Consider the following 17,847-nt stretch of genomic DNA (forward strand, 5'->3'; position numbering starts at 1 on the left):
TTTATAACTTGCTTTCAAATACGGTGTTACGTTTTAGTTTTGAACATTAGAATTTTGGTAATTCAATATTGTTTAGGATTTCGGATTTAGTATTTAGGATTTTGGTTGCGGCCTAAAGGCCGCGACAAGTCATCCGCGGTTAATTCCTTCGTGTTTATTCGTGGTTAATTTTCTTTGCGCCTTAGTGGCTAACTCTTAATACAAATTCAGTATCGTCGGCAGCAGCTTAAGCTGCTGGAGAGCCTCTTTAAATTCAACAACGCCAATCAGTGCTACGAACCACCAAACCTCGAAAAGTGTTCTCCTGAAAATCTTCGGCTTTACGGTATATTCTTCCGGCTCGGTCAATAACTTAAATGACGGGAAAAACGCCGGTGTGCTTTTGCGATAATCGTCGAACGCCTCTTTATGAATGCCGGCAAGTTTCGCTTCCTCGGCCTTTATCACATACGGATAATACAGCGCGAAGGCAGCAGCAAGGCAAGCGGGTATTGTCAGCGTTTCCGTTGCAAGGCCGATTCCTATCGCGCCTAAAAACGAGAAAAAATACAATGGGTTTCTGGACAGCGAATAGGGTCCTGTCGTTATGAGTGTGCCGCTCTTATATCCTGATATATACAGCGAGCACCACAATCGGCCCGTCACGGCGATGCCGATTAAGGCCGCCCCTATCAGGAAGAACATCGAACCCCACAGGCTGTTTTCCCATTGGCTTTTGGATATTAATAACAGTGCGACAACCCCCAGGCCGAAAAACCTGCTGGCGAGGATTCTTTGTTTTCGTGCGAAGCTTCTTTTGGCCACTATAATACTCCTGAAAGTTATAAAGATGTGATAATAGCCGGAATTTGTCCTGCCGACAATAGATTTCTCTTTTTAAGCAGGATTGAAAAATTCGTTTTGGGTTTCGGTATTGGTAAAGTCGCGTTATCGTTATTTGTTGTCGTGCCCGGTCAACTAAACCCGTAACGAAACCGAAAAACGGAACGTTACCGATACCTATACCGATACCTGAATTCTTAATGGCAGCTTTAATCTGCGTTAATCAGCGGTTAAATAACGGCAATTACTGTTTTTTTATCCTTCTGTCGTATTAGCTTTTGTATTTACGAAGTAGATAAGGTTTTCGAATTCTGTTTCGAGGTTGAGGTTATGGACTACGATTTTGTCATCGCCTTTTAATCTTATTGGCGCGAAGTTTAGTACACCTTTTATGCCTGCCGGTATTAGTTTTTCGAATGCTTCCTGTGCGGCGAAGTCGGGTACGGCTATGATAGCCAGTTCGATTTCGTTGGTTTTTGCGAAGCCTGCCAGTTCGTCCATGGGCAGGATGAGTGCATCGGCTTTTCGGTTATATTTTGCAGGGTCGATATCGAAGCCTGCGACGATTCTTATTTCGCTTTTGGCGAAGCCGGGGTAGTTAATCAGTGCTCGGCCGAGGTTCCCGACACCGACCACGATGAATTTTTGAAGTTTATCTTTGCCCAGTACTCTATTGAGTTGTGTCAGCAGTTCGTCTATTTGGTATCCGCCCCTGCGGTTGCCTGAAATGCCGAACAGCGAAAAATCCTTCCTGACCTGGGATGCTGTGACTCCTGTGGCATCAGCGAGATTGTCAGAAAAAACCTTCATGAAATTGAGAGATTTGAGACGCAAAGCGGCATTCTTGTACCGCGAAAGCCTTAATATCCTGCTCCTGTTCGACATTTTCAATGCCTTTCAGTGTAAAAAATGAGCTTTTTTGCGATTTGAAACCAACTTGTACGCCAAAAAATACTTATAAAATATATAATAGGCTTGATTGTAGTGATAGTCAAGTGATATTTTGTGATTTTATTCACGAAAAAGAGGGCTTTAACCGCGGATGGACACAGAGATATTCAGACACGGAACAACACGGATTAACACGGTTAATTTGCTTTAAGGCGATGTTCTGCGAACATTATAAATTCAAAACGTGTGCCTTACTTACAAGTAACCCGCCTTCGCTAAAGCTTCTGCGGGTAAAACTTGACGTCGGCATATCGTTTTGAATTTTTCTGCCGTTATACGGCTGCGACTTAAAGCAAATGCAAAACGGTTTCGGCTCCGCCGTCGTCCCACAGGGAATAAGGGACTTCCGTCTTTGCCAAAAGACTACGAACGGACAGGGTGGCGGACAAGTTTCGCGGATAATTTAAAATTAAAAACTAAAAATTATCTTCGTGTCTTCGTGGTGCAATAAGTTTAACACGAAACGGGGGAGGACAATTTCGGTTTTCCAAAACAATATATAAAAAAACAGCCGGTGCGCCCAGTGCTGTTGAAAATCAACCCTCTGAGCCAACGCCTAAAAGCGGCACCAGCAATAATAATATCGGAAATAACGAGCCAAAAGTCAAGAAAAAGCTGCTTGTGTCAGAAAGCGAAAAAAGGTCATTCCCGAGTGCGGCTTCCTGAGTTGGGAGCAGGGAACCCTATACCCTGAAAATAACCTTTGAATTGATAAAAAAGACTTGTTCGCCTCCGGCGGAGGGGTATAATCGCTGTTATAAACAGGATGTTTAATGAATTATTGGACAAAACTTAGTATTGAATATGCAAATCAAAGACACTATTTAGACGATCTATTTGTAGTATATCCAACCATTCCTGAAGGAATCAGGGATATTGAGAAAAGTAAGCTCTTGCATATAGAACGTGCCTTTAAGAAAAAAGATAACATTGCTCTTATGGATGAGTTGTTAGACTGTGAAATTTTCCCAATTAAAGACTCTTATGTTGCCTATCTGAAACGTGACCAATCTGCTATAAAACGTAATCCAGCAACTGTTAGTAGATTATGTGGTCGACTTTATGAGATGGGATTGGACAAAATATTTGAGCGATGTTCGGAGCCTAAAGAAACTAATAGACAAATTGGTCCATTGTTCAAACGTTGGTTAAAATCTAAAGCATTGGGAGTTGAATGTTTACCTGTTCATAAATTTTTAAAATCCAAGGATAACGCAATTCTGGATGGTTCAGATGCTGATCTTATGGCATTTGCAAGAGAGCGACTTAATTATACGCATAACAAAGGTCTTGATATGGTTGCTCGGTTTAATGGCAAATATATAATTGCAGAAGCAAAGTTTTTAACGGACTTCGGTGGACATCAAAATGCACAGTTTGCAGATGCTCTATCTACTCTGGAAGCAGAATGTTCTGCAATAAAAGTTGGTATTTTGGATGGGGTTCTTTACATCCATGGCAAAAATAAAATGTATTCATATATAGTTGAACACAAAGAACAATATAATATAATGAGTGCATTGGTGTTAAGAGATTTTCTATATCAGGTATAATAAAATGCTTTTGGAATATCCAAATAAAAAAAACGAACAGGCAATATTAGATCCGAACGGACGAGGTTCTCTCAAAAAAATAACACTTGTTGAATCAAAAAACAAGTTAATACACGGCGACAATTTGCATGTTTTGAAATGTCTGCTGTATGATTATGATTACAGGAATAAAGTAGATTTTATTTATATTGATCCGCCTTTTGCAACCAACAACACATTTAAAATAGGTACTGACAGAGCTAATAGCATAAGTTCAAGCCACTCAGACCATACTGCTTATACTGACGATCTCGTCGGGAGTCAATTTGTGGAATTTTTAAGAGAGAGACTTATTTTATTGCGGGAACTCATGTCAGAAAAAGCATCGATCTATCTGCATATAGATTATAAAATAGGTCATTATATAAAAGTTTTGATGGATGAGGTTTTTGGTATCAATAACTTTCGTAATGATATTACTAGGATAAAGTGTAATCCAAAAAACTTTAGTCGCAAAGCTTACGGCAATATTAAAGACCTGATCCTTTTTTATACCAAAACAGATTCATATGTTTGGAATGAACCCAAAGAGGACATCACTGATAATGATGTTTCACGCTTATTCAAAAAAATTGACAAGAATGGTAAACGATATACAACAGTTCCATTGCATGCCCCTGGTGAAACGAAAGATGGACCAACAGGACAACCTTGGCGCGGAGTTGCACCGCCCAAAGGGAGGCATTGGCGCAGCGACCCCAAAGTTTTGGATGAATTAGATAGGGCTGGTTTAATAGAATGGTCATCTAATGATGTTCCTCGGAAAAAGATTTTTGCGGAAGATGCGGAGGCCAACGGAAAGAAAATTCAAGATATATGGGAATACAAAGACCCCCAGTATCCAACCTATCCAACCGAAAAGAATATAGAATTAGTTAATCTATTGATTTCGGCATCGTCAAATGAAGGAGATTTGGTAATGGATTGTTTCTCCGGTTCTGGCACTACACTAGTTTCAGCAAATCTACATAATCGTACATGGATTGGGATTGATCAATCGAAACATGCTATTGAAGTAAGTCAAAAGAAACTAAATAAAATTGAATCCAGTTTTTTTTCTTGTTCGAGCTTTGAATATTGGGAATTGGACGCCGATACATCACCTGAACTAATGCAGCCAAATGGTGAAAAATATCAAAACAGTTTAATGTAAAAGTGTTTTCTTGTTTCCCGCATTTGCGAGGATAACTTTTTTGGGGAAATGAATCCGGCATCATTTTTCCTTTGATGCCTTTGTGGCTACGTTTTTAAAATATCTCTGTGTGTTCTGTGTTCTCTCCGTAAGGAGTCCTTAGGACTGTGGCAACATAGTCAAAAGCACATTTTAATTTACATTAGCAGGATCGCCGGTTCTGGCTAAGGCGAGTTCGCCTTTGGCTTCGTCAAATTTATAAATCAAAATCCAGTTCGGCTCAATATACAAAGTACGATAAAGTTTTTGCCAGCCGCTGTGCTGATAAATTTTGTATTTGTCTTCGAGGTTAACGCTATTTGCTAAATCGATAATAATGCTGTCCAGTTTCGATATGTCTTTTCCCTGACGGACAAGCAATTCATAATCCTTTTTGAATTGGGTCGAACGAGTAAGTATCAACCTTTTAAATCCTTCAATAATTCATCCACACTATTGAATTTCACGCCTTTGCCGGAATCCAGTTCTTTCATGGCTCGCAATGTCTCTCTATTTGGCAATTTTACTTCAAAAGGGATGCTTTGGGTATAGATAATTTGTTTAAAAAACAGATTTATCGCCTCCGATGGCGTCATCCCCAATAAATCCAATATTTCGGAAACTTTAGACTTTGTTTCAGCGTCCATTCGAACGTTAATTGTAGCAGAAGTACTCATAATTGACTCCACAAATTGAATACAATGTCATTACAATATATATACGTTGTAAATGAGTAAAAGTCAAGATTTTTCTTGCTTTTTCTTAAGTTTTGTTGGGATTTATTCGCAAAAAGGTTTTTTTCTTGACCTATTCGACAAGCTCAGGGCGAAAATTTACGCAAAATTTGCAAATTTTCGTTTGACTTTTGTTAAAAATATGGTATAATACACGCAAAGTTAGATGTGCATCTAATTTTTATGGTAAAAAGAGAGGTAAAAAGGACAAATCTGCCATACAAGATGGCAAGGCAATCAAATTTTATATACCCTGCGCTTACGCTTAGGGCTCTTAAATAACAATTCATTTTTCAATTCATTGGTGTCATTATGCCCAAAATAAATCTACAAATCCCATACCCCACATTCATTGAAAGCATCTGCCTTTATTTCCTGCTTCGCTACAGGAAGAAACATTACGGTTTTGCATTTCGGAAAATAAAGTTAATCAGCGGCAAATCAGCCGAGACAAAATTTGCTATCGTTGACCCGGAAGATTACGAGAAACTGGCGGGGGAGAACTGGCTGCTTTTTGAAAACGATAAAAGAAACGATTACGCCGTCCGGCTGGAAGGGAAATATCTTGTACGTATGCATCGGGTTATTATGGATGCTCCTAAAGGGGTGCTGGTGGACCATATAAATCATAACGGACTGGATAATACGAAAAGAAATCTGCGGTTCGCAACGCCTTCACAAAATGTATGCAACAGCCGACTGACAAAGAACGGCAGTTCGAAATACAGGGGAGTGTGCAGACTGACAGGTACGGTAAAATGGCGGGCGGTGATATATCATAACGGCAAATCCATATATTTAGGGCATTTCGATAATGAAGAAGATGCTGCCAGGGCATACGATGAGGCCGCAAAGATTTATCATGGCAAATTTGCAACCCTGAATTTTCCTGACGAATCGCCACACCTTTCAAAAAATACAAAAAATGAATAATAAAAAGGTGCGGGATGAACCGCCGCACCGAAAAAAATGGAGAATAATAATCGATGCGGGATGAACCAAAAAACAGGATTCCGCGTACTTGACGGTAAGAGTTTATGATATATAATTGCAAGTCTTTAGAAGTAAAGACGTAAAGAAGCAGGATGTAAGGAAATGTGAAATAACAAACCCCCACTAAAAGTGGGGGCTAAATATTGAAATGGATTCCCCCACAGGGGTTTTCAACCGCTCCCTAAGGGATAAACTTCGCGGGAATGACAGTATAAGGGTATATTAAATGATAAAAATCAAAGAGTTACGGAAATCGTTCGGGCCGATAGTTGCCGTTGACGGTGTGTCTTTCGAGGTTGAAAAGGGGCAGGTACTCGGCTTTCTTGGTCCTAACGGAGCCGGTAAGAGTACCGTGATGCGGATGCTTGCATGTTTCCTTCGGCCTGACAGCGGGACAGCGTCTATCTGCGGATACGATATTATCAAAAATCCAATCCAGGTTCGCCGGTGCATCGGATACCTTGCGGAAAATGTGCCTTCGTACAGCGAGATGACGGCCGGTGCGTTTTTGAATTTTATCTGCGACGCGAGAGGTCTTGAAGGCAAGAAACGCAAAGACGCTTTGGACAGGGCTTTGTCGTTGTGCCATATCGAATCGGTTTATCATCAGACGATTGAAACGCTGTCGAAGGGTTACAAGAGAAGGGTCGGCCTTGCGCAGGCACTGATTCACGACCCGCAGGTTTTGATTCTCGATGAGCCGACAGACGGACTTGACCCGAATCAGAAGCACGAAGTAAGACTGCTTATCGAGCAGATGGCAAAGGAAAAAGTTATCGTCGTATCGACTCATATACTCGAAGAGGTCGAGGCGGTATGCAGCAGGGCGATAATAATCGCAAAGGGCAAAATACTTGCCGATTCCACGCCGGCAAAACTAAAGGCCGAGTATGGCGGCTCGCTCGATGAAGTCTTCAGGAAAGTTACGACGAGTAAAGTGGCATAAGAAAAATCAAATATCAAACATCAAAAATCAAAATTATGGAATAAAAGGGAAAAAAGATGACTGGTTTTTGGGCGGTATTTAAAAGGGAGTTCAAGTCGTATTTCGCAACGCCGCTGGCGTATGTGTTTTTGGTGGTATTTTTGTTTTTCTCCGGCTATTTGGCCTTTAAGAATGGTTTTTTCGAGGCTCGCCAGGCGGATATGACGTCGTTTTTCTACAACATACCGCTGTTGTTCGTTTTTCTTGTTCCTGCGGCGGCGATGAGGTTATGGGCGGAGGAGAAAAAGACCGGTTCGATTGAGTTGTTATTTACGCTGCCGATTACGGTGACGCAGGCGGTTTTAGGCAAGTTTTTGGCGGCGTGGCTGTTTCTTATTGTCGCGATAGCGTTGACTTTTCCGATGGTGATAACGATATGCTATCTCGGCGACCCTGATATGGGATTGCTGGCGACGGGGTATCTGGCGACGATTCTGATGGCCGGCGGGTTCCTTGCAGTCGGATGTTTCTTCTCTGCGATATCGAATAATCAGGTTATATCGTTCGTGATGTCGGTGGTGGCCTGTGCGGTGCTCGTGTTCGCGGGGATGCCGACGACGATGAATTATTTGTCAAGTTTTCTGCCGGCGGGGGCGGTGAATACGATAAGCATGATGAGCTTTCAGGAACATTTCGATTCTGTCAGTAATGGAGTGCTTGAATTCAAGGATATATCATATTTTGTCATTCTTATAGCGGGCTGGGTGGCGGCATGCGGAGTGGTTCTCGATGAAAGGAAGGCGGGATGAGCAGAACAATAAGGGCAATCGTCGCGGTAATATTCATTCTGATAATAACGTTCAGCCTTATCAGTATCTGTCAGAATATAGGCAAAAGCTGGAAAGCCGATGTGACCGGACAGAAGATTTATACGCTCTCGAACGGAACAAAAACAATCCTGGCCAAGCTCAACCAGCCGATAATTATGAAACTTTATTACGGCAAAACGGCGGCGATAAAGGGGCCGGACCAGATTCGATACTTCAATAATTATTACGATTTTGTCAAATCACTGCTCGAAGAATACGCGGCAGCGGCCAATGGAAAGATAAAACTCGAAATAATCGACCCAAGACCATATTCGGACGATGAGGTCGCGGCGATAAGATACGGGCTGAAGAAATTTCCAATAACACAGGAAGAAAATTTCTTCTTCGGACTTGTCGTGCAGACGCAATTCGGAGTGCAAAAAACCATTCCGTTCTTTTCACCGACACGGCAGAATTTTGTCGAGTACGACATAAGCTATCTAATCGATACGGCTGTAACGCGGCAGAAAAAACGCATCGGCGTGTTAAGCTCGCTGAATGTGATGGGCGACGAGGTTACGCCTTATATGGCACGAATGATGCAATTGCAGGGGCAGCAGCCGAATAAGGCATGGGCCATTATTACGCAGTTGGGTCAGCAGTACGAGATGAAAAATATTCCGGCCGATGTCAATAAAATAGAAGACGTTGATATTCTGCTGGTTATCCATCCGAAAAAACTTCCGGAACAGACGCTTTTCGCAATCGACCAGTTCGTAGTCAATGGCGGCAGAACGATTGTATGCGTCGACCCGTATTGTGTGTCCGACCAGCCGTCACAGCCGGCGATGCAGATGCGGACGGAACACGACCCTTCATCGGAACTCGATAAGCTGATGGTCAACTGGGGATTGGAGATGCCGAAGAATACTTTTGCCGGCGACAGGACACTCGCTTTAGAGGCTGCCCTTAGAGCAGGAGAACGTCCACAGAAAATTATCGGATTTTTAGAGACGACGCCGGAATGCTTCAATAAAAATACGGTTATCACGGCGGAACTGAACCAGGTTCGATTTCTTTTCAGCGGAGTGCTGAAGGAACTGCCGTTGTCGGATGCGGATAAGAAGGAAGCGAATATCGAAAGAACGCCTTTAGTTATGACAACCAGCCGTGGAAACAGCTGGGCGGTCAGGGACCAGATGGACCTGATGACGAACGATATGCAAAGCCTGATGAAAAGGTTCGTCGAAGGCACCGAGCCGGTCGATATGGCATATCTTGTTACAGGGAAGTTCAAAAGCGCTTTCCCTCAGGGGATAGATATCGAAGTTGACGCTCCGAAAAACGCCGATGATGCGAACGCACCCAAGAAAAGCAAAAAACATATCGAGGCACTGCCGGCGGCAACGGCAAATTGCGCGGTTATCGTATTCGCGGATGTCGATTTCATCGGCGATATGATTGCTTACAGTTCTTCTATTTTCGGGACAATGATTATCGGCGACAACAGCGCACTGCTGATTAACGGAGTCGATGATTTCTGCGGGTCAGGGGAACTGATTTCCATCAGGTCGAGAGGCAACTTCAAACGGCCATTCATCGTGGTCGATAAAATCGAGGCTGAAGCCGATGCGCAGACCGCTGAAGAAGAAAGTAAAATCAACGCTGAAATAGCGGGATTCGAAAATGAACTGCAGACGATTCTAAGCTCGGCGCAGCAGGGGCAGGAAGAAGTTGTCGGAAGCTCCATCCTGCAAAAGAAAAAAGAAGTGGAACTGAAAATACTCGAGGCCAAAAAACAGCTTCAGGAAATAAAGAAAATAAAACTGCAGCGCAAGGAAAAACTTGGCAATAAGCTTAGAAGCTTCAATATGCTGGCGGCACCGGCGGTAATCCTGGTAATCGCCATAATACTGGGTCTATATAAAAGTACGAAGAAACGGCGTTATATCAGCCATGCGTCTGATGCGTAAGAATAGAACGCAGAACACAGAACTCAGAATACAGAATACAGTAGCATGGGAAATGGAGTCGAATAAATGAGTAATAAGAAACTTTCGGTTTTGGGAATTCTTGCGTCAGCGTCAATAGTTCTCGCTGTTTTTGTTTCGCAATGTGTCAATAAAAGCAAACAGGTCTCCGCGACGGCAGGTTATCTTATCCAGGGCCTTGACCCGGCCTCGATAGCGAAGATAATTATCAGCACAGACAGCAATACAATTACGCTTGACCGCCAGCAAAACGGATTTGTCGTCGAAAACAGGTCGAACTATCCGGCATCGACGAAAACAATAAACGCCCTGATAACTTCCTGCCTCGATATTAAAATGGTGGAATTTTATACCGAAGACAAAGCGAATTACGAAGACCTCGGTGTAACAGAAGAAAGCGGACAGGCTGTCGTAAAGTTTCTCGACGCCAACGGGAATGTTATTACCGGCCTAATCATCGGGAAGGATTGTCCGTCCGGCGGGCTGTATTACGGCAGGCTCGTCAACGATAATAAAGTTTATGTTATGGATAATGTGCCGTGGCCGGGCGCTTCACCGAACGAATATATCACTAAAGAGCTTATAACTCTGAACAAAGCTGAAATCGCATCGGTAACCGTAAAATCGCCGAGCGAATCCTATACGCTTGCTCCGGAAGCCAACAGTGCAGAAGTTGCCCTTAAAGAACTTCCTGCCGGTAAAATACAGAAAAACAGCGAGTGCGAGGCGGTTTTCAGCGCTCTTACCAACTTAAGTTTCGAAGACGTAAATACAGTTTCGGACAAACCAGATTTGAAATTCGACCGCGAGTACGGATGCCTGCTGAAGAATTCAACTTTGTTTCTTATCGAAATCGCACAGAAAGATTCGAAGACCTATATAAAATGCAGCGCTGATTTTACGGATAAGACACAGGTAAGGAAAGAAGAAGGCGTCGAATCGCAGGAAGAACTTAAAAAGAAAGAAGCGAAACTGCTGGCCAGGGAAAAAGTCAAAAAGTTTCAGGACGCTACCAGCGGGTGGGTTTACGAGATTCCTTCTTACTACGCAGATAAAATGACAAAGCCGATGAAGGAACTTGTGGAAGATGCACCTGAGCCGAATGACGCGAATGAACCACAAGAAAAATAAACCACGAATAAACACGAATTGACACTGTCAAATTGCTTTAAGGCGTCATTAAACGAGGTGCTGCATGAAAAAGAGAGTATTCGTTCTGCCGGTTATTATAACAGTCATTATTTGTTCCATATATTTCATTATGCCGCCAGTTCCCCGATATGCTCCAAATGTCGATACAGTTTTCCATAAAACGCTGATCGGCTGCGACAAAATTATTATCAGAGACGGCAGCTTCAATCCTGCCGAGGAATGTTACAGCAATAAAGCGTTAATAATACTGGACGACCCCTGCAGTATCTACGATTTTGTTGATGCCATTCGTTTCTCCTGTTTCCAGAGAGAGGCATTTTGTGCATGTTCAGGCTGGCCGGGAATCGATTTTTACAAAAACGGGGAAATAATTATGGCAACCAGTGTAAAACACAATATAGCTCTGCATACACCCCTTATAGATTATGATGCTCAGGTTACGAACGGTACCAGTAATTTCTTTGAAGGTCTTGTTACGGGACTGAATCGTGCAGCTTCTGCTCCTGCGGAGGATATTGCACCTGAGCCGAATGACGCGAACTCGCCGCAGGAATAATTGAAGATTTGAGGAAGGACTGTGCCGATTTTTTTATAGAGTCAAAAGACTTTTATAGATAAAGTAAAATCCAAAGAACATAATAGCTGCGGCGCAAAGGGCGAGTACAACTTTCTGGTTTTTCTCATTTAAAAACTTCGTGCCTTTGTAACTTGTAAAAGACAAAATCTCCAGCCAGCCCATATCGCAAAGCGAATGAACCAACGCAAATAATATAACGGCAATATAACCAAAACCGACAGCATCCTTTGCAAGATTCAAACCGACCGTGGCCCACCATAATAAAAAATACGGATTAGTGGCCGAGAGTATTACGCCGGTCATTAAATGGGTTTTAAAATTGTTATTATTATTTTGATTTACCGCTCCATTACCCTTGCGCAGGATTTCCGCTTCACTCCAACTGTCGCGGCTCTGTTCCCCCGCCACGGGTGCGGGGGCTAAATAATCCTTAAACATTTGCCAGCCCATCCAGATAAGAAAGGCACCGCCTGCAAGGCCGATAATGAGTTTTGCGACATGGTTTTCAAAGACGAAACCCAGGCCGAGCATAATCGCGGCAATCAGAGGCAGTTCGATGGATGAATGGCCGATAGAAATTGAGATTCCGGCGTGACGGGATTTTGTGCCGGCGGCAATCGTCGCGGCAGTAACCGGGCCGGGCGCTAAAACGCCGGAAAGAGAAATTATGAAAACCTGCAGTAAAAATAAAAATAGACTCATAGTTTTTGGACACAGATTAATGCGGCTCTTTTTCAGACACGGATTCCGCAGCGACGGAACGCGGATTAACACTGTTGTAAAAATCGATATTATTTAACGCTGTCGCCCAATCGACGTAACGATACGGAAAATCGAATTCGTCGCATAACGTCTTGATTTTTTTTATTGTCTGTTCGCTGAGTTCGTTTATTTTTTCGCTGTCCGCTTTGCAGAAGAAGATTCGACAGCCTGAAAAACGAAAATCTCTTGCGGTGCATTTGCCATTTTCGAGGCAGGGGCAGGATGAGCCGGTCATTTTCCTTAAGGGTTTGACATTTTTATAAAAATAGAGGAGTTCCGGCGTTGTTACGAAGAGTTTATGGCCGAAAGATTTGAAGTCGCAGCATTTACCGCAGGCTGAGCAATCGACATCGAGTGATTTAATCTGCGAGTTGAGCCAGTCGTAAATTTGTGAAACCTGTTTACAAATTTTCAACGTAACCGCTCGTTTACCCTTGCGCAGGGTTTCCGCTTCGCTCCAACACTCGCGGCTCTGAAGTTCCGCGGCAGGTTCTGGGTTTATGGAATTAACCTGTTTTATGCCCCCCGCCACAGGTTCGGAGGCTAAACAATCGTTATTTTTGTTTTCTGTTTTTTTCAATTTCTTCAAAAGTATAGAGTCTGCCTTTGTTTATTCCGGGACATTTTTGCGCGGCACAGTTCCAATCGTCTGGACCGGCCAGATTACTCGACCAGAAGGGCCAGGTTCGACACTGCATCGGCCTGACGTTATAAACCGCACAGCCTTTCGAATTATTTATATTAACGAGGAAGATGCAATCCTTTGTCTGCGGATTTTCCTTTATCGATATTCGAAAGCCGAACCTTCTCAAATATTTTTTGTGAAGCTCCGAGACAGTTATTTTAAGATGCTCGGCGAGTTTTTCGATTTCCGGTTTCGATATCCATATAACGCCTTCTTCAGGGCCGGAGCAGCATCGGCCACACTCCTGACAGGAGAAATGAAGACCGCCGATGTACCAAATATTTTTAGACACAGATTTCACAGATTTATAATTAAGATTATCAATTCTATTGTTGTTCTTTTAACCACTTGGCTACTGAATTGACAAAATCGGACCCGCTTTGAAGCATAAGTTCAGCTTCGTTATGTTCAATTACAGAGGTATACCCATAATCACCAAGCTGTCTTTTTTCAAATGCCCTGTTGAGTTCTTTCCACAGTTTTTTATCAAAAATACCTGTTTTAATAAAATGCTCGCCGAAAGCAGATATTACGCCTTTGTGAGAGGAGAATGATAAATTTTTTGTTAAGAGAGTTGCCTCAGTACAAAAAAACATAGCATAATAAATTCTTGAGACCGCAGATTCGTAGTCGCCGTCATCGAGAAGCAGCTTTGCACTTTTGATATATCGCTGTGCCTTGTTAATAAGCAACTGGATTTCTTTCATGCGGCCACTCCTTCCCTTCGCAGATTTAAGAGCAAAGGACTGTTAACAGAAGCGTAATCCTTTTCTGATACCGGATATATGGAAATCAATACGCCGTATTTGAGGTTTATTTCGGTTACAATATCTATCATCCGGTCTATTTCGCGGCCTGCCGCAACATCACTTTCGAGTACAATTGCCAAATCGATATCTGAATTATCCGTAGCAGTACCTCTTGCCCATGAGCCGTAGAGTATAATGCTCTTAAGCCTTTTTTTGTACAGTTGAGTGATGTTTTCCCTAAATTCTTTGAGTATTTGTTCTATTTGCATAATTCGCCTTCTTTTATAATATAGACCTTTCTGCCGGAATTGTACCACAAACAGTCGGAAATATCAAATTGGTATATCTATAATTAACTTTGACCCTTATTTTCCAACGATAAATTACTTTTTCCTATATTACACTGGTTGCAAAGGGTTTGAAGGTTCTCGATTACTGTTTCTCCGCCGTTAGTCCAAGCCTTAATATGATCTACGTGAAGAATTGTCCCCGGTTTTATCGCTGGACTTACACCGCATAATTTACATTTGAAGTCATCTCTATGCATTACCAAAAAACGCAACCGCCAATTTACTGTTCTGGACGTTTTATGTTTTGTTGTTGGTTCAATTTTTAGACTTTTAATCTCGGCTTCTGAGGAAATATATCCTTCCTTGTTAACATACGCTACAAATTTTTCTAAGGTCTTCCGCCAATGGTCGTAACGACTTGACCCATACTTTGATATTGGAAGTCGCATATCTCGCCACCGCGGTTGCCGCCCTAACTTAACCCACACTTCTTCAAGGTTTTCAAAAAGTTCTTCTTCGGTAGCCCCTTTAATTTGTTGTCTCGTTTCCATTAGGCCAGCTTTTTCAATCGCCATAAGCCAAGAGCCTAACCTACTTATAATCGTTTGACTATGATACTTACCATGTTTATCGTACTGCCTGGTGGTTAGGGTGTTCTGTTTTAATTCAGCGGCCACTCGCTTCATATCATTGATTAATTCTTCATCGAGTATATTGCGATGGAAATCCTCGAGCTCGAATTTCATTTGAGTACGCCCTTGTTTTCGCACGAATAGCTTTTTAATTTTACCATTTCAAAACTGCACCGGTATCGGCGCTTGTCGCCATAGCGGCGTATTTAGCGAGGCAGCCTTTTGTAATTCTCGGCTTTGGCGGAACGAACTGTTTTTTTCGTTTTGCAAGTTCAGCATTTGAAAGTTTCACTGAAATTTTCTTTGCGGGGATGTCGATTTCAATAATGTCGCCTTTCTTTAACAGTCCAATCGGGCCGCCGACAGATGCTTCCGGGCTGACGTGTCCGATGCAGGCGCCGCGAGTTCCGCCGCTGAATCTGCCGTCGGTAATGAGCGCGACCGATTCGCCGAGTCCTGCGCCCATAATGTAACTTGTCGGGCTGAGCATTTCCTGCATACCTGGGCCGCCTTTGGGACCTTCGTTTCTGATAATGACGACATTGCCGGCCTTGACTTTTCCTGCGAGGATGCCGTCGCAGGCGTCTTCCTGGCTTTCAAAAATGACGGCAGGGCCGGTATGTTTCAACATCTTTGCGGAAACGCCCGCGGTTTTGACAACGCAGCCGTTCGGAGCGAGATTTCCGCGAAGGATAGCAAGGCCGCCGGTTTTGGAGTAAGCGTTTTCAATTTTGTGAATGCAATCGTAATTTTTGATTTTCGATTTCGCGATGTTTTGGCCGAGAGTTTTTCCTGTAACGGTAATGCAATTGAGATTAAGAATGCCTTTCAGTTTGCTAATTTCGTTTAGAATGGCGCTGATTCCGCCTGCTTTGTTGACGTCTTCGACGTGCCATTTGCTCGAAGGCGAAACTTTGCAGATGTTGGGACATTTTTTGCTGATTTTATTAATTCTTTCGAGGTCGTATTTAATTTCCGCTTCGTTTGCGATTGCCAGAGTGTGCAAAACGGTATTTGTCGAGCCGCCCATCGCCATATCGAGAACAAAAGCGTTATCGAGAGATTTCGGCGTAATGATGTCGAGCGGTTTGAGGTTCTTTTTGATAAGAGTGATAATCTGTTTTCCGGCGGCTTTGTAAAGTTTGTCTCTTTCCGGGCTGATTGCGAGGATTGTTCCATTGCCCGGCAGAGCCATACCAATAGCTTCGCATAAACAGTTCATACTGTTTGCGGTAAACATTCCAGAGCAGCTTCCCTCGGAAGGGCAGCCTGTGCATTCGAGGTCGTAAAGTCTTGCTTTATTAATTTTTCCTGCTTTGAATGAGGCGACGCCTTCGAATACAGAAATTAAATCGACGGCGTTTCCTTTTGAATCTTTGCCTGCGGCCATTGGTCCGCCTGAGACGAAAATTGTCGGAACATTGACGCGCACCGAAGCCATAAGCATACCGGGGATAACCTTGTCGCAATTCGGGATACAGATAAGGCCGTCGAAGCAGTGGGCACGAACCATCGATTCGACCGAATCGGCGATAATCTCGCGTGAAGCGAGGGAGTATTTCATACCGGTATGCCCCATTGCGATGCCGTCGCAGATGGCGATAGTGTTAAATTCGAAAGGAATACCGCCTGCGGCGCGGACAGCGGCTTTAACTTTTTGCGCCACGATATTAAGGTGTATATGGCCGGGAACGACTTCGCAAAAGCTGTTTGCGATGCCGATAAACGGCTTATTCATATCCGAATCTTTGAGGCCACAGGCCCTTAAAAGCGCCCTGTGAGGTGCACGCTGAAAACCTTTTTTAATCATATCGCTTTTCATAGGTATTTGCTCCTGAATAAGTTACAAAAAGTAAGAAAATTACTTAAACAGGTATTATAAACCCTGGCCTCGGATAAATAAATGGCCAAAGTGAAAAATTTATTTTTCCGAAAAAAATTGCTACATAAATTATAGTTGTTATAATTCTGGTTTGTTTCTAAATGGATTAACTATCTGGTCTGATTGATTTTAGGAGAAAATTATGAAAGTGGAAAAACTTTGTGCTGTTATCTGCATTTCTTTAGCGATTGTTATTGGCGGCTGCGTTCCGACCGCCCAGATGAAACTCAGCCTTGCGCCGCAGAGCGAAACAGTATATAAAGTTACTATGGAAACGAGCAAGGATTATTCGTTTGTTCAGCCTTCCATAAACAAGACTAAAGAGCGCCATACGGTCGGCAAAGTCGAAATGGTCTTCGCTCAAAAGATTGAATCTGTCGACGGACAGGGCAGCGCGATAGCGGATATTAGCGTAAAACAACTGAAGTATCTCTCGCAGAATCCGGAAGGCAAGTCGGTAGAGTTTGACAGTGAAAACGAGCAGGGCAAAGCAGACCCGCTCGCCAAACTTGTCGGCGTTAGCTATAAAATCAAAATTACGCCGAAGGGAAGCGTCGAGGTCGTCGATGTGGCCGCTGCGAGGGGGATTTTGAAAAGCGGTTCGGCCGGGAAAGTAGCCGAGCGTCTGTTCAGCGATGAGGAAATAGCAAGACGCCATCAGGTTATGGCCCTGTTCGATGCCAAGGGTCCATGCAAGAAGGGCGACAAATGGAGTTCACTGGCGGCTTCTCCGGGCGGGATGCTCAAACCGAAAACCTTTGAAAAGATTTATACTGTAACCGACGTAAAACAGCAGAACAAGCAAACAACGGCAGTGGTAACTATGAATGCCGTTCCAAGTTCGAAACGATCGGAAGAGCTTGCGGGAAAAGAGCCTGCAATGGGTTTCTTTGCCAATATGTTCGATGAGAAAGACGAGTATACCGGCAAAATGGTCGTCAATTTGACTACCGGCGTAATCAGCAGTTATCAGGAAACTTTAAAGGCACAGTGGCTTGCGGCGGAATCTCCCGATGACCAGAAAAGCGATAAAGGGCCTGACCAGTTAACAATGGGATTTACGAGTATTTATAGTATCGAGAAAGTTGACTGAGTATAACCAAATGTAACCAAGGGATTGAGTTGACAGG

20 protein-coding genes are annotated in these 17,847 nt (G+C 43.2%); 9 read left to right on the forward strand and 11 right to left on the reverse strand.

Features of this window, described 5'->3' with window-relative positions:
- Positions 1 to 195 precede the first annotated feature (195 nt).
- Positions 196 to 804 (reverse strand): isoprenylcysteine carboxylmethyltransferase family protein, encoded by a 609-nt coding sequence (locus tag WC496_07800; protein MFA5292919.1) that lies wholly within the window; start codon positions 802 to 804, stop codon positions 196 to 198.
- 273 nt (positions 805 to 1,077) lie between these two features.
- Positions 1,078 to 1,707: a redox-sensing transcriptional repressor Rex gene (locus tag WC496_07805; GenBank protein ID MFA5292920.1), complete on the reverse strand. Its 630-nt coding sequence runs from the start codon at positions 1,705 to 1,707 to the stop codon at positions 1,078 to 1,080.
- Positions 1,708 to 2,546: 839 nt separating this feature from the next.
- Here WC496_07805 and WC496_07810 point away from each other — a divergent pair.
- Positions 2,547 to 3,326, forward strand: coding sequence for a restriction endonuclease (locus tag WC496_07810; protein ID MFA5292921.1), 780 nt, complete (start codon positions 2,547 to 2,549; stop codon positions 3,324 to 3,326).
- A gap of 4 nt (positions 3,327 to 3,330) precedes the next feature.
- Positions 3,331 to 4,518: a DNA methyltransferase gene (locus WC496_07815; protein MFA5292922.1), complete on the forward strand. Its 1,188-nt coding sequence runs from the start codon at positions 3,331 to 3,333 to the stop codon at positions 4,516 to 4,518.
- Between the two features lie 171 nt (positions 4,519 to 4,689).
- On the opposite strand, the gene WC496_07820 is transcribed toward WC496_07815, so the two are convergent.
- The gene (locus WC496_07820; protein MFA5292923.1) at positions 4,690 to 4,959 is read right to left on the reverse strand and encodes a type II toxin-antitoxin system mRNA interferase toxin, RelE/StbE family; all 270 of its coding nucleotides are present in this window, start codon (positions 4,957 to 4,959) and stop codon (positions 4,690 to 4,692) included.
- Positions 4,956 to 5,213: a type II toxin-antitoxin system RelB/DinJ family antitoxin gene (locus WC496_07825; GenBank protein MFA5292924.1), complete on the reverse strand. Its 258-nt coding sequence runs from the start codon at positions 5,211 to 5,213 to the stop codon at positions 4,956 to 4,958. Before WC496_07825 ends, WC496_07820 begins: the two co-directional genes overlap by 4 nt.
- Positions 5,214 to 5,582: 369 nt before the next feature.
- Between WC496_07825 and WC496_07830 the strand changes: the two genes are divergently transcribed.
- The 6 genes from WC496_07830 to WC496_07855 all read left to right on the forward strand — a co-directional run bounded on the left by WC496_07830 (position 5,583) and on the right by WC496_07855 (position 11,696).
- Entirely contained in the window at positions 5,583 to 6,203 is a 621-nt protein-coding gene (locus tag WC496_07830; protein MFA5292925.1) for an AP2/ERF family transcription factor, read from the forward strand.
- Positions 6,204 to 6,489: 286 nt separating this feature from the next.
- Positions 6,490 to 7,209: an ATP-binding cassette domain-containing protein gene (locus WC496_07835; GenBank protein ID MFA5292926.1), complete on the forward strand. Its 720-nt coding sequence runs from the start codon at positions 6,490 to 6,492 to the stop codon at positions 7,207 to 7,209.
- Positions 7,210 to 7,265: 56 nt separating this feature from the next.
- On the forward strand, positions 7,266 to 7,997 hold the full coding sequence (locus WC496_07840) for an ABC transporter permease (protein ID MFA5292927.1): 732 nt from the start codon (positions 7,266 to 7,268) through the stop codon (positions 7,995 to 7,997).
- A complete protein-coding gene (locus WC496_07845; GenBank protein MFA5292928.1) occupies positions 7,994 to 9,970 on the forward strand; it encodes a Gldg family protein in 1,977 nt (658 codons plus the stop codon). Before WC496_07840 ends, WC496_07845 begins: the two co-directional genes overlap by 4 nt.
- A 66-nt stretch (positions 9,971 to 10,036) precedes the next feature.
- A complete protein-coding gene (locus WC496_07850) occupies positions 10,037 to 11,119 on the forward strand; it encodes a DUF4340 domain-containing protein (protein ID MFA5292929.1) in 1,083 nt (360 codons plus the stop codon).
- Positions 11,120 to 11,183: 64 nt separating this feature from the next.
- Entirely contained in the window at positions 11,184 to 11,696 is a 513-nt protein-coding gene (locus WC496_07855; GenBank protein ID MFA5292930.1) for a hypothetical protein, read from the forward strand.
- Positions 11,697 to 11,729: 33 nt separating this feature from the next.
- Here WC496_07855 and WC496_07860 read toward each other — a convergent pair whose 3' ends face one another.
- The 7 genes from WC496_07860 to ilvD form a co-directional block, all read right to left on the reverse strand.
- Positions 11,730 to 12,419, reverse strand: a complete 690-nt coding sequence (locus WC496_07860; GenBank protein MFA5292931.1) for a LysE family transporter — start codon at positions 12,417 to 12,419, stop codon at positions 11,730 to 11,732.
- 16 nt (positions 12,420 to 12,435) lie between these two features.
- Positions 12,436 to 13,068 (reverse strand): hypothetical protein, encoded by a 633-nt coding sequence (locus WC496_07865; GenBank protein ID MFA5292932.1) that lies wholly within the window; start codon positions 13,066 to 13,068, stop codon positions 12,436 to 12,438.
- Positions 13,034 to 13,456: a YkgJ family cysteine cluster protein gene (locus WC496_07870; protein ID MFA5292933.1), complete on the reverse strand. Its 423-nt coding sequence runs from the start codon at positions 13,454 to 13,456 to the stop codon at positions 13,034 to 13,036. Before WC496_07870 ends, WC496_07865 begins: the two co-directional genes overlap by 35 nt.
- 34 nt (positions 13,457 to 13,490) lie before the next feature.
- A complete protein-coding gene (locus WC496_07875; protein MFA5292934.1) occupies positions 13,491 to 13,871 on the reverse strand; it encodes a HEPN domain-containing protein in 381 nt (126 codons plus the stop codon).
- A complete protein-coding gene (locus WC496_07880; GenBank protein ID MFA5292935.1) occupies positions 13,868 to 14,182 on the reverse strand; it encodes a nucleotidyltransferase domain-containing protein in 315 nt (104 codons plus the stop codon). The genes WC496_07875 and WC496_07880 overlap by 4 nt, the downstream gene beginning before the upstream one ends.
- An 83-nt stretch (positions 14,183 to 14,265) precedes the next feature.
- Positions 14,266 to 14,949 carry an HNH endonuclease gene (locus WC496_07885; GenBank protein ID MFA5292936.1) on the reverse strand — a complete coding sequence of 228 codons (684 nt, stop codon included), beginning with the start codon at positions 14,947 to 14,949 and terminating at the stop codon, positions 14,266 to 14,268.
- A 40-nt stretch (positions 14,950 to 14,989) separates the two neighbouring features.
- Positions 14,990 to 16,657, reverse strand: coding sequence for a dihydroxy-acid dehydratase (gene ilvD / locus WC496_07890; GenBank protein ID MFA5292937.1), 1,668 nt, complete (start codon positions 16,655 to 16,657; stop codon positions 14,990 to 14,992).
- 202 nt (positions 16,658 to 16,859) lie between these two features.
- On the opposite strand from ilvD, the gene WC496_07895 reads away from it, so the two are divergent.
- Positions 16,860 to 17,810 carry a DUF6263 family protein gene (locus tag WC496_07895; GenBank protein MFA5292938.1) on the forward strand — a complete coding sequence of 317 codons (951 nt, stop codon included), beginning with the start codon at positions 16,860 to 16,862 and terminating at the stop codon, positions 17,808 to 17,810.
- The last annotated feature ends 37 nt before the right edge of the window (positions 17,811 to 17,847 follow it).

The organism is Phycisphaerae bacterium, from assembly GCA_041652575.1.
In the GTDB taxonomy this organism is placed as follows: Bacteria; Planctomycetota; Phycisphaerae; order Sedimentisphaerales; family UBA12454; genus UBA12454.

Coding starts and splice junctions, on each gene's coding strand:
- WC496_07805 (MFA5292920.1), bottom strand. CDS start 1,707: ATGTCGAACAGGAGCAGGATATTAAGGCTTTCGCGGTACAAGAATGCC.
- WC496_07810 (MFA5292921.1), top strand. CDS start 2,547: ATGAATTATTGGACAAAACTTAGTATTGAATATGCAAATCAAAGACAC.
- WC496_07815 (MFA5292922.1), top strand. CDS start 3,331: ATGCTTTTGGAATATCCAAATAAAAAAAACGAACAGGCAATATTAGAT.
- WC496_07825 (MFA5292924.1), bottom strand. CDS start 5,213: ATGAGTACTTCTGCTACAATTAACGTTCGAATGGACGCTGAAACAAAG.
- WC496_07830 (MFA5292925.1), top strand. CDS start 5,583: ATGCCCAAAATAAATCTACAAATCCCATACCCCACATTCATTGAAAGC.
- WC496_07835 (MFA5292926.1), top strand. CDS start 6,490: ATGATAAAAATCAAAGAGTTACGGAAATCGTTCGGGCCGATAGTTGCC.
- WC496_07840 (MFA5292927.1), top strand. CDS start 7,266: ATGACTGGTTTTTGGGCGGTATTTAAAAGGGAGTTCAAGTCGTATTTC.
- WC496_07845 (MFA5292928.1), top strand. CDS start 7,994: ATGAGCAGAACAATAAGGGCAATCGTCGCGGTAATATTCATTCTGATA.
- WC496_07850 (MFA5292929.1), top strand. CDS start 10,037: ATGAGTAATAAGAAACTTTCGGTTTTGGGAATTCTTGCGTCAGCGTCA.
- WC496_07855 (MFA5292930.1), top strand. CDS start 11,184: ATGAAAAAGAGAGTATTCGTTCTGCCGGTTATTATAACAGTCATTATT.
- WC496_07860 (MFA5292931.1), bottom strand. CDS start 12,419: ATGAGTCTATTTTTATTTTTACTGCAGGTTTTCATAATTTCTCTTTCC.
- WC496_07875 (MFA5292934.1), bottom strand. CDS start 13,871: ATGAAAGAAATCCAGTTGCTTATTAACAAGGCACAGCGATATATCAAA.
- WC496_07880 (MFA5292935.1), bottom strand. CDS start 14,182: ATGCAAATAGAACAAATACTCAAAGAATTTAGGGAAAACATCACTCAA.
- WC496_07885 (MFA5292936.1), bottom strand. CDS start 14,949: ATGAAATTCGAGCTCGAGGATTTCCATCGCAATATACTCGATGAAGAA.
- ilvD (MFA5292937.1), bottom strand. CDS start 16,657: ATGAAAAGCGATATGATTAAAAAAGGTTTTCAGCGTGCACCTCACAGG.
- WC496_07895 (MFA5292938.1), top strand. CDS start 16,860: ATGAAAGTGGAAAAACTTTGTGCTGTTATCTGCATTTCTTTAGCGATT.